The organism is Shewanella seohaensis (assembly GCF_023283775.1).
GTDB lineage: Bacteria > Pseudomonadota > Gammaproteobacteria > Enterobacterales > Shewanellaceae > Shewanella > Shewanella seohaensis.
In genome coordinates this window covers 264,113-280,764 of the sequence record NZ_JAKILE010000002.1, presented here as the reverse complement: position 1 = coordinate 280,764, position 16,652 = coordinate 264,113, and the positions used below count along the sequence as shown (strand labels likewise).

The window sequence follows — 16,652 nt, the reverse complement described above, 5'->3', positions numbered from 1 at the left end:
AATAATTCAAGCGCAACAACAAATCCGATGCTTTTTTTGCATCAATTGTTGTACGGTTTTACATCCAACCAAGCTAACGTCAGCAAACAATGCCTCCACACACGATGAAAATTAGCCCCGCTCATTCAGACCGATGTCGCAGGACGCAGGGGCGAATCAGCGATTTTGCCTGAGTTCGATTTTACCAGAGTGCGATTTAGCCGATTGGCTAACTCTCTCATTTTCATTACACTAGCGTTCCTTCACTCTTCTAGTAGACCGTTTAGACCATGCCAGATTTTGCCTTACTCGCAGTGTTTATCCCGACCTTTTTCTTTGTTTCTATCACCCCGGGGATGTGTATGACGCTCGCCATGACGCTTGGGATGAGCATTGGTGTGCGCCGTACCCTGTGGATGATGCTCGGCGAGCTTGTTGGGGTTGCCTTGGTCGCTACCGCTGCGGTCATGGGGGTGGCGAGTATCATGCTTAACTACCCTGAGGTTTTTCAGGTATTTAAATGGGTTGGTGGCATTTACTTAGGCTATATCGGCGTGCAGATGTGGCGCGCACGAGGCAAGATGGCCATGCTCAGCGATGATAACACTAACCCAAGAGCCAGTAACTTTACGCTGATTTCACAGGGGTTTATTACCGCCATTGCTAACCCTAAAGGTTGGGCGTTTATGGTGTCACTCCTACCGCCATTTATTAATGCCGAGCGCGAGGTTGCGCCGCAGCTCCTAGCTCTCCTTAGCATTATTATGGTGACAGAATTTACTTCTATGTTGGCCTACGCCAGTGGCGGTAAGAGTCTGAGAATATTTTTAAGTCGCGGCGATAATATTCGTTGGCTAAATCGTATCGCCGGCAGTCTTATGATTGGCGTTGGCATTTGGTTAGCAGTGAGCTAGTTAAACATGCTGTCTTGAGTGATATGTGCTTAGTACATCACTATTTTGTGTAGACCCATTCGCGTCGCGCCAACGTATTTGTTGACGTGACGCTCTACGTTTATGGTGGTTATTAGCCCTTTTTATAGGGCAACACCTCGCGCATCTGCTGCATATACACTTCCATTTGTGCAGCTTCCTCCTCGGTAAAATGCGCTATGGCTCGCTTAAAGTCGGGATGAGCAATATTGTGGTAAGAATAAAGCGCCACAGGCTCGAAGCCGCGCAGCACTTTATGTTCGCCCTGAGCGCCGGCATCAAAGATATCAATCCCATGGGCGATACAGTATTCAATGCCCTGATAATAACAGGCCTCAAAGTGTAATCCCTCAAGCTCGACAATGCTGCCCCAATAACGACCAAACAGACATGTCTGTCCTTGCTCGTTGCGGCCCGTAAAATACAGCGCGCCCGCTAACATCTGCCCTTTCGCATCACTTACGACGAGCAAGACAATTTGCTCAGCCAACCGCTCGGCAATCATGTTAAAAAATGTTGGGGTTAAATAACCACGATGGCCGGAGCGCTTAAGGTAGGTTAATTGATAACATTCAATAAAATGCTGCCATTGCTGACGGCTAATATCCGCTCCCGCGACAAACTCATATTGCAAGCCATAGGGCTGTAACTGGGCACGCTCCTTAAGGATGTTTTTACGCTTACGGGAGGTGAGCGCCGCTAAAAAGGCTTCAAAATCTTTATAGCCACGATTATGCCAATGGAACTGGGTGCTTAGACGCTTAAGGGAAGAGTGATTGGATGCCTCAGCAAATAGCGCTTGCTGCGAAGGCGAGACAAATAAGCAATGCCAAGAGGACATAGGCGCATCCACGTTAACTAATTGCTCATTTAAGCACGTAAATACAGCGCGACTTAGCTGCTGCGCTTCCGCTGCCAAAAGCGTAGACGATAGCCCCAACCGCCGCCCCTGCACCGGCGTAAACGGAATGGCATTTAACAATTTAGGATAATATTCAAAACCATGGCGCTCATAGGCCTGCGCCCATGCCCAATCAAACACGTATTCACCATAGGAGTGCGATTTTTGATAAAGCGGCATCAATGCTAGCAGGGGTAAATCCATAAAATCTGCGGCATCTTTTTGGCTAATAATGATGGCATCTGGTGCTAATTCTTGTGCAAATTCACTGCCAGTTGCGTCGAACACACCTAAATGATGTGGCCGCCAACCCGTCGCGGCACAGGCTGACAAGCTCTGCTCTAAGCTGAGTAAATAGGCATGCTGGCAGAAGGGATTGTCCGTCCCTATCAATCGGTCCCAGCTGTTAGCGTCAATACTCTGCGCCACGCTGGCAAAGGCCAATATCAGTTGTCTCATTCGTTGAATTCTTATCCGTTAAACACACTAAGCAAAGATCCAAGGTTGCAATTAAGCCTAATTCTCGGCACATTGCATAGCCAAAATGAAAATAAATTCAGGATTGAATATGCGCCGCGCAGGAACTTTTAGACCTCTTATTCTCGCCATCGCCATGGCACTGCCTTTGTTGTCTTCGCCCACTCTCCATGCCGAAGAGCCTTCAATTTTCAGCCAAATGGCCACGGCACAACCCGTATGGGCAAAACATGGTATGGTCGCCAGCCAAGAAGCGCTGGCCAGCCGCACTGGCATCGAAATTTTGAAGCAAGGCGGTAATGCCGTCGATGCTGCGGTGGCGGTCGCATTCAGTTTAGCCGTCACTCTACCCCGCGCGGGCAATATTGGTGGCGGTGGCTTTATGCTTGTGCATCTGGCCAAAGAAAACAAAACCATCGCCATCGATTACCGTGAAATGGCGCCATCAAAGGCGAAAAAAGACATATTCCTCGATGAGAATGGCGATGCGGTAACTAAATTAAGCCGTGAACATGGCCTGGCTGTCGGCGTCCCCGGCACTGTGATGGGCATGAGTTTAGCCCTTGAAAAATATGGCACTATGACCATGGCGCAAGTCACGGCGCCCGCCATCAAAATGGCACAGGAAGGCATTAGCGTGACCCCAGATCTTGCGGTATCCCTTGCAGGCTTAAAGCGCCGTATGAGCCAATGGCCCAGCACAGCAGCCATCTTCTATAAGGCCGACGGTCGTGACTACCAAGTGGATGATATTTTAAAACAGCCAGAACTCGCCCACTCCCTGCAACTTATCGCCGAGAAAGGTACTAAAGGGTTCTACGAAGGTGAAACTGCGGAGAAACTGGTTAAGGCCGTGCAAGACGCTGGCGGCATCATGACCTTAGCAGATTTACAACACTACAAGGCCGTCGAGCGTGAACCGGTTCGCGGTCAATACCGTGGATATGACGTAGTTTCTATGCCACCACCATCCTCGGGCGGCGTGCACATTATTGAGATGCTCAATGTACTGCAGCAGTTCCCTATCGATCAATTTGGCCATAACACGGCGCAAACCATTCATGTGATGGCCGAAACCATGAAGCATGCCTACGCCGATCGCAGCGAATACTTAGGCGATCCCGATTTTTATAAGGTGCCCGTCAAGCAGTTAACCAATAAGGACTACGCCCAAAAAATCGCCAGCCAAATTGCGCTAAACAAAACCACGCCCAGTACCGAAATTAAACCCGGCAATCTAGCGCCCTATGAGAGTGACCAAACCACCCACTTCTCGGTGGTCGATAAATGGGGCAATGCGGTGTCTAACACTTACACCTTAAACTTCAGCTACGGCTCGGGTTTAGTCGCCAAAGGTACGGGCATTTTACTCAATAACGAAATGGATGATTTCTCCGCAAAACCCGGCACGCCTAACGGTTATGGCCTAGTGGGTGGCGATGCCAACGCGGTGGAAGGTAATAAACGTCCTTTAAGTTCAATGAGCCCCACCATAGTGATGAAAGACGGCAAACCCTTCTTAGTCACGGGTAGCCCTGGCGGTTCACGCATCATTACCACCACGCTGCAAATCATTATGAATGTGATTGATCACGGCTTAAACATTGCCGAAGCCAGCAATGCCGCGCGAGTACACCACCAATGGCTACCCGATGAACTGCGAGTCGAAAGCAGCCTAAACCGCGATACCATTTCGTTACTCGAAGCTAAAGGCCATAAAGTAAAAGTGCAATCGGCCATGGGCAGCACACAATCCATCATGGTGACAGACCAAGGGATTTTTGGTGCCTCAGACCCACGCCATTCGGGTAGCGAAGCCGTCGGTTACTAATCACTGTTCGGCATACTAGTGATATGTATAAAGGCAAGGAAGCCATCGATTGGAGTGATAAGGCTAAGCACAAAGCTGCTCGATATTGAGCATTCAAGCTAAGCCGCGAAAATGAATCGTTCAGGAAGAGTCAGCAGCATCAACAAGCCCTGATATACACCACTGTATACGCAGGGCTTTTTACTCTTTGAGATAAAAGCCTAGCCCAGTCACACCATTCAGTCTTTACCATCTTCGACCGAGCTACGGTCGCGATATCAAGATGATAATACCGCTATCCCAACACGAAACTGTAAGCTGAACAGAAGATGCTAAGCCATCAAACAGGTAAAGTGAGTTTAGCTTTAACGTGGTTTACTCAATGAAAAAGATAAAATGTAACTGAATGTCTTTCTGGAGGGGAATGGATTGACTCAGCATTAACTCGCTCTATAGTATCCAGCTCTAACATACAAATTGAAAAGGAATTTATTGTGTCAATAGTATCGCTGATTTTGCTATTGCTCTTAGCTAGCATGATGTTTTTCGGTATGTTGAGTTATTCGCTCGGTCGCAAAAAGACCACGAACCCTAAGCTCACAGGGATGCTAGGCGCAGTATTGGGATTGTTTCCGTTATTAGGTGTTATTTTTTTGATTGTCTTAGTGCTAAAAGCCGACATCACAACCCCAAGCATGCCCCAAGGAAATAGCCTGCTCTAGCTAAAATGCGGTTAACTGACCTAGATTTATTTCAACAGTTAATTTAGAGCGAACATATAGCCGCGATACACTTTTAGTCAGTAGCACTCATCAAGAGACTGTTGGGATTGTGTTAGTTTCAACTGTCATTTTCGGATGTCGATTCTAAAGAAGATACTTGGCTCGCTTTGGGACAAAAGCGCCTTGGATTTAATGCACTAAAGATCGAAAATAACATTAAGAAAGTTATGACGACCATGTCACGCCTAAATAATCCATTGTTTTTGTAGGAAGTTTACTAACTCAGGCTTGCCATGGTGTTCACTCACCGACACGCAGCAAGTCCATCCGTGGATGCTCGACCGCCCCGTCCATGGGGCGGACGGTCGTCTCGCGATTCACCATGGCTCACCTGTTTGGCATCAGCGTAGCCTGTTGGTTTTAAAGAAATACAGCATGCTTTGGGACATTTTCGAGTTAAAGCCTTAACTCAAACGCGTTTGTTTCAGATAAAAATATCTATGGGTAACGCCCGGCTCACCGAGCAAATTTTGTTGGCGGATTTTTTGGCACAAAAAAGGTGACAATAAAATTTGTCCGGTGGAGCCGCTTGTTATGACTATTTTTCTGACTGCCCAGTTAGCTCATGGTACTTTTCTTTCGCTTCTTCGAATGTATCAAAAACAATTGCACTAACGGAGCTATAGCCAGGATAAGATGCCGATTTTAAATACTCACCACTCTTAAATTTAGTAAGTTGTTCTTCAGTGATAATTGGAAACTGGTCCTCGATTTCAGAATATGATTCAGTTCGGCATGGTGCAGCAGCTTTTGCAAACAAAACGGTTAAAGTTTTACCTTTTTGAAAGTATGCGACGGTTTGATATTGCTTCTTGTCTCTGCCAATCCATTCCATAGCTTTGGTTAGTTTCTCGAAATCAGGCTTGTCTTCATCAAAGTTGAATTCAGGACACCTTACTTTATATGAAATAAAGTTCTCTTCTACTGGATCAATATAAAAGGGCTTGCTTTCTAATGAGCGTTTTACTCTTTGATAAGGACTATCACTAACATTACCCGAAACGACTTTTTCACCAATTTGTCTACTTGCAAAAATCCTCTCGCGTTCGATACCTGCTTGGGTTGCTTTTAACTCAGCAATCTCCAAAGCCTCGTCGAATTTAGAGCACTCGTTTGGCATAATTTGGTGAACTTTACATGTAGAGACTTGTTTAGAAGCCTTTTCTACATCAGAAAGCTTATTGCTATCGCATCCTGATAACACTATACAAGTTACTAAAAGTGCTTTCTTCACATTATCTCCATACGAAAGTCATAACGCTTTGCTTTACGGCGCGCGTTAGCGCGTCCGGTGGAGGCCACGCTTTTTGTGGCCGTAACGAATAACAGCAACTTGTTATATTTCATCGCGAACCCTAGCCAAAATCTTTCCTAGTTTATTTTGGCCAGTCCCATCTTGACCGCAACCCCAGTAATAATCACCCGGCGCATTCTCAACGATGTCTTGGGCTCCTGTGGACTTAAGTAATTCGGCGAGCTTAGGATGGGTTTTGAATTTTTTCAGGACTGCTTCATACATAATGTTATCCTTAACCTGTTCCCAATCAGTTCTTATGGCTACTTTCCGGCTCCGGCCAAGTTCAGCAGCAATTTTTGGGGTATGGGCTGTTCTGATTCGTTCTTGATGCTCTTTATCCTCAAATTTTTGAGCCTGAAAGTAGTGTTCTACTGTGGGCCACCACACCCCGTCCATCTCAACACCGAACTTTGAGAAGTTACTAAATTCGCCAAATTCATCTGTCTTTGTATAGAAAAAGATCGTCATGCTGACCTATGAAATATAACATTTTATTCGTGCGCATGCGCGTTTACCTCGTTGGACCAGTGAAAACGCGCACGGTTAACTATCTGTATGCAAAGAACTTATCAGCTTTCTTCCAAATACACCATCTGGAAAACGCGCATGCGCGTTTTCCAAACCTATTATCTAATCCATGTGATTTATATGTAATTGATTATAAATATATTTATTTGTATTCAAATGTGAAAACGCGCACAAAGTTAGGATGAAAATCATCATTTTTAAATATGACTGTATGCCTATCCAGCCTTTAGTCATCTGTATGAATTGCAAAAGTTGAGTTATTAAGGATGAAAATTTTTAGGCAAGAAAGTCTGCTTTTAGATGCACCACAGGCAACTTGTTAACTCACTTTGGGGCAAAAAGCTTTTAGCCAGATGAACTGTTGTTATCTTGTTTTAACGATTAAATAGTAATGGCGGCTATTTCGGATTAGCCGCCATTATCTTATAAACCGATGAGTCTTGGCGTGAACTCAGCGCCTTTCACCTTCTTGTGTATTTCACCCATAACTTCAATTAATCACAATTGAAAACGCACTATTTTGCAGCGGTTAACTCAATAAAGGCGGCGGTGTACATTTTCAGATTCAGCATAAACTGTTTATGGGTAATAAATTCTTTCTCCGTGTGGCCCGTGTATTCCACGCCCGGCATGGCGGGGCCAAAACTTAAGGCATTGGGGAATAATTTACTGTTGGTTGAGCCGCCAATGGCCACGGGTTTGGGAGATGCTATGCCGGTAAAGTGGGCAAATACATCGAGTAAGGTCTGCTGATGCGGTGCATCCTTCATCACCATAGGCTCGCCCCAATAACTTTCTACGTCGATGAGTGTCACTTGATGCTCAACTTGCCATTTGTTCAGTGCATCCTTGGCTTGGGCGGAGAGTAACTCAGGCGTTTTGCCCACTGGGCGACGTAGATTAATGGTGACTTCCGTCCCTTTACTCGTTTGCGCAACGACTGTGGGAGCCAGCGTTAACGCGCCCATAAAATCATCTTTATAGGCCAGCTCGCCAAACTGCTCTGCATAAATCCCCAACCCCACTAACTCATTCATAGCAGCCACAGTGAGTGCTGCCGTGGTTTTAGGCCAAGTGAATGGCTGCAGTAACGCGGCCAAATGCGTCACGGCATTCACCCCATCTTCTGGTGTGGAGGAATGGGCCGCCTTACCGTCGGCAAAAATATGCAAGTCGCACACGGTCTGCTCGCAAGTGCGCTCGAATCGATACTTCATCCCCTGCTGGTTGGCAGCGCTCACCTGTAACTGTGCCAATAAGCTTGGGGTGATGGCATGAATTTTCGCCTCGGCTTGCTGTGGCACTTGGCTAGCAAAATAGCCGCCGGAAAATGCCGTTAGGCTCGGGACATTCGCTGCCGCGCCCTGCTCCTGCGTTGGATCGAGATTCGGTACAGTAAAGCCAATCTTACTCCAACCCTTTTCGGCGGTAACCACAGGATACTCAGCATCTATGGTGATATTCATCTGCGCTGGGGTGTAATGGGCTAAAAAGGCCTTTAGCGGATCCCAATCGGACTCTTCGGCTAAATACACCAACAGCTCAATGCGTTTTTCCCGTTTGAGTTGTTTATCTTTGATGGCCTTCATCGCATACATGGCGGTGACAATCGCGCCTTTATCATCTTCAGTGCCGCGACCTATCAGCTTGCCAGGTTCAGACTCGGTATCCAGCACATAGGGGCTCTTGGCCCAGAGCGCGGGATTGGCGGGTTGCACATCGCCGTGGGTGACGATGCCCAATTTCTCAACCTGTGAGGGTTGGGCATCGATAGCATTGGCATCGAGGCCAATCAGCACCACATAACCGTGATCGGCATAATCGAGTCCGAGTTCTTGGCTCAAGCTTTTTAAACTCGACTTAAAACCAATAAATGCAGGGTTGGTATCGGGCGTTTGCCCCTCCACTGCTTGGGTATTAAAACTGATTAAATGCGCCAGACTCTCGACCATCTGCGCGTCATAGGTGCTCACTGCATAATCGGCCACCTTAAGCGCATCTTGGCTAAGCGTGATTGGCGACGCTGCAGCTTGCGTCGATGTCCACAGCGCAGCGGCTAATAGGGAATAAGAAAAACGACGACAGAGGCTCGTACAGTTAAACTGAGGCAATTCCATAGAGGTCCTATTTATTATTTGTATGATTAGGGACTTACATTAAAACGCACCCAAGCAATGGCTTTATCCTTTGCCCAATATTGCCTTAGTGCGCGGCTCAGTTTGCCATAGTTCTTCCGTTAAAAACCGCAGACTAACCATTTGTTACAAACAAAACACAAAATCGATGGAACCCTTAGTCGGATACATGCTAAACAGTCACCTTAAAATAACATTAATGGTCTGCAGTACCATTAATCCAACAGAATAATAATCACCTAACGGGGAATTGACATGAAGGGACTTAGCCTAAAATCACAGGCCCTTAACGCGCGCACACTCAAACCACGCGCTATTAAACTGACCTTTAGCGCCATCACACTCGCCCTCGCCTTAAGTGGCTGCAGCGCACAGCACAGCGATACTGCGGCGCAGGCGAAAGTCGCACCGAATGCCATGTCGGCGCAGATCATTAGCCAAAATGCCAGCAACCCTTTCTTTAAACCCTATGATACGTTTATGGAAATTCCGGCCTTCGACAAGATTAAGCCCGAGCATTTTCTCCCTGCATTTAAGGCGGGTATCGCCCAGCAACACGAAGAAATTCAAGCGATTGTCGATAACAAAGACAAGCCTAGCTTCGCCAATACCATCGAAGCGATGGAGTTTTCTGGCGATCTCGTCACCCGCGTATCCAACGTCTTCTTTAACTTAACTGGTGCTGATACCACTCCGGAGCTGCAAGCGATTTCCAAGGAAGTCTCACCAATGTTATCGTCTGCCGAAGACGATATCTTATTGAACGATAAGCTGTTTCAACGTGTTAAAGCCGTTTACGACAGCAAAGACAGCTTAAAGCTCAACACGGCGCAGGCCAAATTACTCGAAGACACCTATAAGTCGTTCACCCGTGGCGGTGCTAACCTGAGCGAGCAGGATAAAACCAAGCTGCGCGCCCTGAATGAAGAAATCGGCAAGCTTAACTTAGCCTTTGGTGACAATCTGTTAGCCGAAACCAATGCCTTCGAACTAGTGATTGATAAGCAAGCTGACTTGTCTGGTTTACCCACCGATGTGATTGCCACTGCCGCCGAAACCGCGAAAAAGCGTGGCCATGAAGGCAAATGGGTATTTACCACATCACGCCCATCTATCACGCCGTTTTTAACGTATGCCGATAATCGCGAACTACGCGAAAAGCTCTATAAGGGTTATATCGAGCGCGGTAACAACAATAATGCCAATGATAACAAAGTCATTCTGGCAAAAATTGCCGCACTGCGCGCCGAACGTGCACAACTCATGGGCTATAAAACCCATGCGGATTTTGTGTTAGAAGAGCGCACCGCCAAGACACCAGAAAATGTCTATGGCTTACTCAATAAAGTCTGGCCAGCCGCCCTTGCCCAAGCCAAAACTGAGGTTGCAGATATGCAGGCCTTAATCGACAGCCAAGGCGGCAAGTTTAAACTGCAAGCTTGGGATTGGGATTACTACGCCGATAAAATCCGTGTCGCGAAATACAGCTTTAACGAGCAGCAAACTCGCCCTTACTTCTCCCTCGACAGCACCCTAAAAGGCGTGTTCTACACGGCCAATCGCCTCTATGGTTTAACCTTTAAAGAGCGCACCGACTTACCTAAATACAACCCCGAGGTGCGTACTTGGGAAGTGTACGATAAAGACGGCAAGCTCATGGCCATCTTTATGGGCGACTATTTTACCCGTGATAGCAAACGCGGTGGCGCTTGGATGAACTCGTTCCGCAAGCAATACCATATGAACGGTGTCGATTCTAAACCCATTATTGTTAACGTGTTGAACTACCCTCGCCCTGCGGGTAATGAGCCTGCGCTGCTCACCTTCGATGAAGCCAGCACCCTGTTCCATGAGTTTGGCCATGCGCTCCACGGTATGTTATCCAATGTCGAATATCGCTCTCAAGGCGGAACGGCAGTTCCTCGCGACTATGTGGAGTTCCCTTCACAGGTCAACGAAAACTGGATGACTCAGCCCGAAGTGCTGGCGCAATTTGCGAAGCACTACAAAACTGGTGAAGTGATCCCGCAGGAACTGGTGAAAAAAATCCAAGCCGCCAGCAAATTCAACCAAGGCTTTGCGACCGTTGAATATATGGCCGCCACTAAGCTCGATTTAGATTGGCACACCCTAACCGATACCACGCCTAAGGATGCCGCCAAGTTTGAGGCCGACTCCTTAGCCGCCATGGGATTGATTAATGAGATCAGCCCACGTTACCGCAGCACTTACTTCTCGCATATCTTCGCGGGCGGTTATTCAGCCGGTTACTACAGCTACCTCTGGTCTGATATTTTAGGCGCCGATGCCTTCGAAGCCTTTAAAGAAAATGGCATTTTCGATAAAGCGACGGCCGATGCCTTCCGTAACAACATCTTGTCTAAGGGTGGCAGTGATGACCCTATGCTGATGTATAAAAACTTCCGTGGTAAAGAAGCTGGCATTGAGCCACTGCTACGTAGTCGTGGTCTGTTAGCGGAGTAATCGCATCCCTATGGGGAAAAGCGAACAGATAAAAATGGGGAGCTAAGCTCCCCATTTTATTGCGCGTAAACGCACTCACCGCACATAAAACCACTGCTTAGCTAAATAACTCCACCGGCGCATCGTTAGGAGTAAGCTGCAACTGAGTTTCAAACGACATGCCTAATTTATTCAGCAGCGACTTAGAGGCCTGATTATGCGGGCTGACGATCGCGACAATCCGTTCAATGCCTAAGGTTTTACCGAATTCCAGTGAGGCTTTAGCGGCTTCAAACGCATAACCTTTACCCCAATACTGCGGCAAAAAGGCATAGCCTAAGTCCACATCCGCCAGCGTCGGCCGTTTAATCAGACCGCAAATGCCAATCGGAAAACTATTTTCGGCCAGCACCACGGCAAACAAGCCAAAACCATGCTCGCGATAGCTAATCGCGGGTCCATTGGCGATATAGTCCTTTGCATCCTGCAAACTACGCACGCCCTTATCACCGATATTGTCGATAAATCCTTGGGTGTTGAGTAAGACCAAAATAAATGACGCATCATCGGGCGTTAACTGTCGAAGCAGCAACCTTGGGGTGTGGGCAACTTGCATACTAAGGACTCCCATTCAGAGGGGATAAACTGGGTTATAGGTAGCGGGCGTACTGGCTGCCATCCTTTTGCGGTTTTTTCGGTGCGGCTACCGCTGGGGTACCCACGTATAAAAAGCCGACGATTTGATCCTCTGGCGCTAAGCCTAATGCCGCATTCACGTTGGTGTCGAAGGCAAAATCCCCGGTGCGCCACACTGCGCCTAATCCTAGCGCGAATGCCGCTTGCTGCATCGCCATCGTGGCGCAGCCCGCTGCGATTTGCTGCTCAAGTACTGGCACTTTAGGGTGTTGTTGGGTTTTAGCCACAACTGTAATCACCATAGGAGCGCGCATCGGCATCCCTTTGGCTTTATGGATAAAATCTTCATCGGCGCCGCTGGCTTTGGCCGCGTTGACATAGACATCCGCTAAGGTGTCTAACCCTTGGCCTGTGGCAATAATAAATTCCCACGGAGCTAAGGCGCCATGATCTGGCACTCGAATCGCCGCATCTAAAATGATTTTAAGCTCATGCTCATTGGGCGCAGGCGCGGTTAATCTTGGGGTGGATTGGCGGGTGAGTAAAAGTTCGATAGCGTCCAAGTGATTATCCCTGTTCTGAAAAATAGGTGCGTGTATATTGGCTCAAGCATAGCAAATTGCGGCTAAAGAGGTACAAAAAATCCCACACAAAGGTGGGATTGAAAGTGTTGCAAGCAGAGTCACTTGGCTTACTTTACGTTATAACGCTTCGCGATAAAGTAATCGAGACTGGTATAACGCCCGCCTCCTAGGCTAAAGAGTGCCAGCAACATAATGAAGTAGGTCGCTGCGAACTCAATACCATTATTTAGCACCACCAAGTTACCCGAGCTGGTCAACCAATCGTAATTGCCGTATTCCTGCAACAGGGATTTGGCCTTATCCAGCTTATCACCTGCCTCGAGCACCCGCTCATTGGCGAGCCATGAACTACCATCGGCAATCGCCAGCCAACCATTAGGCCAATGCACAGTAAACGCCGCCACCAGCATGGTTATCATCAAAGGGATAGAAATCAGCCGCGTAGCTAAGCCAACGAGTAATAAAAATGCGCCAAAAAACTCAGTGCCCGCCGCCAAGGCAGCCATTAACGTCGGCATAGGTAAACCCAATCCCCAATCGGGATTAGCAAACCAAGCCACAGTGTCTTCAAAGTGCGCGAGTTTGTTATAGCCAGCTTGCATTAGCACTGGCGCGAGATAAAGCCTAAGGGCTAAGGGGGCAAGCCCCTCAGCATAACGGCTCGCATTGAGGAATTTTTGATAAAGGTTAACAAGGGACATGGGCAATCTCAGAATTAGATGGAGTTGCCCAATAGACCTTGGTTTAGGGATTAATCTTTCGTGGCTTTTGCCACTTTTTCGATCCCCTTTTGATTTAATTCACGAAGATCTTGAATAAGCTTGTTCAGCTTTTTATAAAAATGCTTGGACTGTTTCGCTGACAGACTGGCATTGATCGTGAGTAACAAGCCACCGAAGGCTTCGGTGTTTTGCCTTAAAATGGCGCGGTGTTTTTCCGACTTAAGCTCGTCAGGGCGCGTCATCAGCAGGGTCAATCGTTCGGTCAGCAGCGGAATATCGCTGCGCTGCCCAAGGGCAACCTCAAATTGGCGCAGCCATTCGTGGCGGTAATCGAGCCACATGTCTAAGGTCGACAGTCGCTGCTGATTATATTGATGAATAAGCGTTTTTTGCTCATCCGTTATGCTACCCAGCCAGTCATCAAATTGTTCAATAAGATTCTCATCGGCCTCTTGCTGTAACTGCTCGGGGGTTTTACCGGCAAATTCCTTAATCAATTCCTGCTCGTCTTTTCGCGACTGCGCAAGAATTTGCTTCACCTGTTCATCGGTTAATGATGAGATGATCGGCAACATTTCCGGCAGCGCAAACTCAAATAGCCGAAACCAATGCCGTTTGGCGAGTGTGACATGCTCGGCCCACAATGCGGGAGTTAAGGTATTGGTTTGGATCTGCTGCTCAACTTCGGTTAGCTGCGCCACATAATGGCCGAGTTCTTCGGATTGGTGCCAAAGTACAAACTTGTCGATAAGCCCATCGACGACCTTTTGCTGGTTTTTATCAAGGCTGACATAGTCATCCAGCTCCCAACCTATGGCCCAGTCAAGAAAATGATAACTAAATTTGGTCGAGCAGGCCGTTAAGCCAAACAGCAACACCAGTAACAACACACCTTTTTTCATCAATTTGCATCCGTTCAGCCTTGGTCATCCTATGACACTGAGGTTAATAGAAAGTTTATTTTTTTAACACAACAACCTTAACCAAGCCGTGGCGGTGAGAAACAAAATACTTAGGATGCGTGGCTGATAAGTGGCCAAAAATGATCGAACCAGTCGAAGTATTCCTGCTGCCGCTCGCCATGGGTGTGCGCCGCCATCAATAATGCCCAATACACGGCAAACACCCAATACATCTCGATGGCAGCGGGTATCGCTTTAATGGCATCCGAGGTTAAGCCGGGATGCCCTGTCAGATACTGCCGCACTAACAGATGCCGCTGCGCGGGCGTTAATTGATGCGTGGCGAGCACAACGGCCAGTTCACACAGTGGATGGGAAGCGGTTGTATACTCAAAATCGATGCAATACAACTGGTTATCTTTAAGCAGCAGATTATGGGGATTTAAGTCGCGATGGCAAAACTGCGGTTTGACTAAACAATCGGCTAAGGTTGCCGTCCAGCCATGGATCTGCCTTTGAATGCTGAGCAATTGCGCCAATCGGCTCTGCCACACCTCGCCCTTATCCGCTGCGGCAAAGGCTAACAACTGCGCGTGATATTCCTGCCATTGCTCAGTGATACTGATGTGGTACGGCCCAGTCGCTTGCTCGCGAAGCTGTTGCAGCAATTGCAGTAACAGGCTATGGGCGCGATTCGGTGTTAAGGCTTCCAATAGGGCGAGCCGTTCAGACGGATACCAAGCCAGCTTGTCTGCTGCGCCCTTGATATCGGCATGAGATTGCAGCCAAGCCTCAATATGCGCTTCACCTTGGCAAAAGGTCGCCGCACAGCATTGAGACTCTAATTCTTTCCAGCTTAGTTCTTTCCAGCTTAATTCTTTCGAGCTTAAGTTTGGCAGGCTCAGCTCTTGATAACCTGATGCCATACTTGGCTCGCGTGGCACTAGGTTATCAAGTCGATCAATACCACTTGCCGAAATAGCCTTGTCGGTAACCAGATCCTCCCTCCCCTCAATATCCTCCATCAGCGGCGCAAACTGAGATGCTATGGGAAGGCTTGGCAGAGACTGCGCGAAGATATACTGGCTTAGGTAATAACGCTGATCGCCACTCACCCACAGCAACTCGGGGGCAAGCTTTGCCTTGGCAAGATGGCGCCAATAGAACAACTCTTGCTCCCGCGAACAAAAGCTGTCGGCGGCATCGGCGTTTTCACGCAAGACATAATGCGCCGTCGGTGTCTCGATATGATAGTTGTGGTTACTTAATCCATGCGCTAACGGCTGGATTTGGCTGATATCAGTAAGCCCTGCCTGCGCTAATACCGCAAGCAACACATCCTTGTGCTGCCCAATGCTCGGCGGCATTAGTGGCTTACCACAACAATCATGTTAAATAGCGTATTAGGCATTCGCAGCCCTTGTGTATTGGCCATCATCTGTTGATATCTGCCGCCGTTAGCCGAGTAGTTTTGCGGCGCTCGACTCAATATGGGGATTGCGGCTATCGGCAAGGGCGGCTCGCCACAGGAAATAGCCGACAACCGCTAAGCCAACGTAGAGCACGAATAATAAGGATGTCAGCATCAGTCCCTTACTGAGATAAAGGTAAATCGATACCAGATCGATAACCACCCAATACAGCCAATTTTCCAACACTTTTTTGGCGACTAAATAGGTCGTCATCACCGCAAAACAAGTGGTCGCTGCATCGAGGTAGGGAAAGGAAGCCTGGGTAAAGGTTGCCATCCCATGGCCAACGCCAAGGGAGATAATACCGGTCGCGACAATCAACTTTAAATGGGTTTTCAGCGGCCAAGTAGTCACTTTCACACCTTGATGTTTGTCGCCGCCTTGGGTCCAGAGCCAGTAACCATAGAGTGCCATGGCCATGTAATAGATATTCAGCACCGACTCCATCAGCAGTGCGACTTTCCAAAATAAGACAGTGTAAATGGCCGTGCTGGTAAATGCCGCCGCCCAGCACCAAACGCTTGCCTTCATGGCCAGTAGCAAATAGGCCATGGCCAATACCACGGCTAAGGCTTCCCATGCGGTCATCACATGGACTTCCCCTAGGGCCGCATTAACACTATTAACCAGCGTTAACCATAATTCTGTCATTGCCTTACTCTCACTCTATATCGCTTGCTTGAACCACTTCGCTTTAGCGTTCAAGTTAACTCAGGGCGTTACTCGCTGTGGGCTAAATTCAGCTCACCACCAATAAACTTACATACAAACACCGCTTTACCCCATTTTTCATGGGCGGCTTGCATCTCGGTCGCCAGCATGGCCATCACGTCTTGATAGTCGCCACACACTTGCGTCGCCATGGCATTGGTAACACGTTGAATCGTGGGGTAACTGTCTAAGCGATGGATAAACCATTTGATCGGATCGAGATAATTTTCATTAAAGGGATACATGCTAATTTCGGCGGTGAGTTTCATCTTCACTCCTTAGGTCAAATGCTAATAATGCAATCGTCAGGCGGTGACGCAA

15 protein-coding genes are annotated in these 16,652 nt (G+C 47.9%); 4 read left to right on the top strand and 11 right to left on the bottom strand.

The window, feature by feature from the left end:
* Positions 1-269 precede the first annotated feature (269 nt).
* A complete protein-coding gene (locus L2713_RS03425) occupies positions 270-893 on the top strand; it encodes a LysE family translocator (protein WP_248966934.1) in 624 nt (207 codons plus the stop codon).
* 112 nt (positions 894-1,005) lie between these two features.
* Here the strand turns inward: L2713_RS03425 and L2713_RS03420 are convergent, their stop codons facing one another.
* Complete coding sequence (locus L2713_RS03420; protein ID WP_248966933.1) at positions 1,006-2,271, bottom strand: GNAT family N-acetyltransferase; 1,266 nt, start codon at positions 2,269-2,271, stop codon at positions 1,006-1,008.
* Between the two features lie 109 nt (positions 2,272-2,380).
* Between L2713_RS03420 and ggt the strand changes: the two genes are divergently transcribed.
* Both ggt and L2713_RS03410 read left to right on the top strand, forming a co-directional pair.
* Positions 2,381-4,120, top strand: a complete 1,740-nt coding sequence (ggt, locus tag L2713_RS03415) for a gamma-glutamyltransferase (protein WP_248966932.1) — start codon at positions 2,381-2,383, stop codon at positions 4,118-4,120.
* Between the two features lie 473 nt (positions 4,121-4,593).
* Positions 4,594-4,821: a hypothetical protein gene (locus tag L2713_RS03410; RefSeq protein ID WP_248966931.1), complete on the top strand. Its 228-nt coding sequence runs from the start codon at positions 4,594-4,596 to the stop codon at positions 4,819-4,821.
* A 598-nt stretch (positions 4,822-5,419) separates the two neighbouring features.
* On the opposite strand, the gene L2713_RS03405 is transcribed toward L2713_RS03410, so the two are convergent.
* The 3 genes from L2713_RS03405 to L2713_RS03395 form a co-directional block, all read right to left on the bottom strand.
* On the bottom strand, positions 5,420-6,115 hold the full coding sequence (locus tag L2713_RS03405) for a hypothetical protein (protein ID WP_248966930.1): 696 nt from the start codon (positions 6,113-6,115) through the stop codon (positions 5,420-5,422).
* 102 nt (positions 6,116-6,217) lie between these two features.
* Positions 6,218-6,646, bottom strand: a complete 429-nt coding sequence (gene ybiA, locus L2713_RS03400; protein WP_248966929.1) for a riboflavin biosynthesis intermediates N-glycosidase — start codon at positions 6,644-6,646, stop codon at positions 6,218-6,220.
* 575 nt (positions 6,647-7,221) lie between these two features.
* A complete protein-coding gene (locus L2713_RS03395) occupies positions 7,222-8,823 on the bottom strand; it encodes a dipeptidase (protein ID WP_248966928.1) in 1,602 nt (533 codons plus the stop codon).
* A gap of 273 nt (positions 8,824-9,096) precedes the next feature.
* Here L2713_RS03395 and L2713_RS03390 point away from each other — a divergent pair, with 273 nt between their 5' ends.
* Complete coding sequence (locus L2713_RS03390; RefSeq protein WP_248966927.1) at positions 9,097-11,325, top strand: M3 family metallopeptidase; 2,229 nt, start codon at positions 9,097-9,099, stop codon at positions 11,323-11,325.
* Positions 11,326-11,422: 97 nt separating this feature from the next.
* Here the strand turns inward: L2713_RS03390 and L2713_RS03385 are convergent, their stop codons facing one another.
* The 7 genes from L2713_RS03385 to L2713_RS03355 all read right to left on the bottom strand — a co-directional run bounded on the left by L2713_RS03385 (position 11,423) and on the right by L2713_RS03355 (position 16,600).
* On the bottom strand, positions 11,423-11,920 hold the full coding sequence (locus L2713_RS03385; protein ID WP_248966926.1) for a GNAT family N-acetyltransferase: 498 nt from the start codon (positions 11,918-11,920) through the stop codon (positions 11,423-11,425).
* A 34-nt stretch (positions 11,921-11,954) separates the two neighbouring features.
* The gene (locus L2713_RS03380; protein ID WP_248966925.1) at positions 11,955-12,503 is read right to left on the bottom strand and encodes an NAD(P)H nitroreductase; all 549 of its coding nucleotides are present in this window, start codon (positions 12,501-12,503) and stop codon (positions 11,955-11,957) included.
* A gap of 128 nt (positions 12,504-12,631) precedes the next feature.
* On the bottom strand, positions 12,632-13,225 hold the full coding sequence (locus tag L2713_RS03375) for an HvfX family Cu-binding RiPP maturation protein (protein WP_248966924.1): 594 nt from the start codon (positions 13,223-13,225) through the stop codon (positions 12,632-12,634).
* 50 nt (positions 13,226-13,275) lie between these two features.
* Positions 13,276-14,148 carry a DUF6279 family lipoprotein gene (locus L2713_RS03370; protein WP_248966923.1) on the bottom strand — a complete coding sequence of 291 codons (873 nt, stop codon included), beginning with the start codon at positions 14,146-14,148 and terminating at the stop codon, positions 13,276-13,278.
* 110 nt (positions 14,149-14,258) lie between these two features.
* Positions 14,259-15,515 (bottom strand): phosphotransferase, encoded by a 1,257-nt coding sequence (locus L2713_RS03365; RefSeq protein ID WP_248966922.1) that lies wholly within the window; start codon positions 15,513-15,515, stop codon positions 14,259-14,261.
* A 90-nt stretch (positions 15,516-15,605) separates the two neighbouring features.
* Complete coding sequence (gene pnuC, locus L2713_RS03360; protein ID WP_248966921.1) at positions 15,606-16,271, bottom strand: nicotinamide riboside transporter PnuC; 666 nt, start codon at positions 16,269-16,271, stop codon at positions 15,606-15,608.
* 68 nt (positions 16,272-16,339) lie between these two features.
* Positions 16,340-16,600, bottom strand: a complete 261-nt coding sequence (locus tag L2713_RS03355; protein WP_011626476.1) for a YkoF family thiamine/hydroxymethylpyrimidine-binding protein — start codon at positions 16,598-16,600, stop codon at positions 16,340-16,342.
* Positions 16,601-16,652 lie beyond the last annotated feature (52 nt).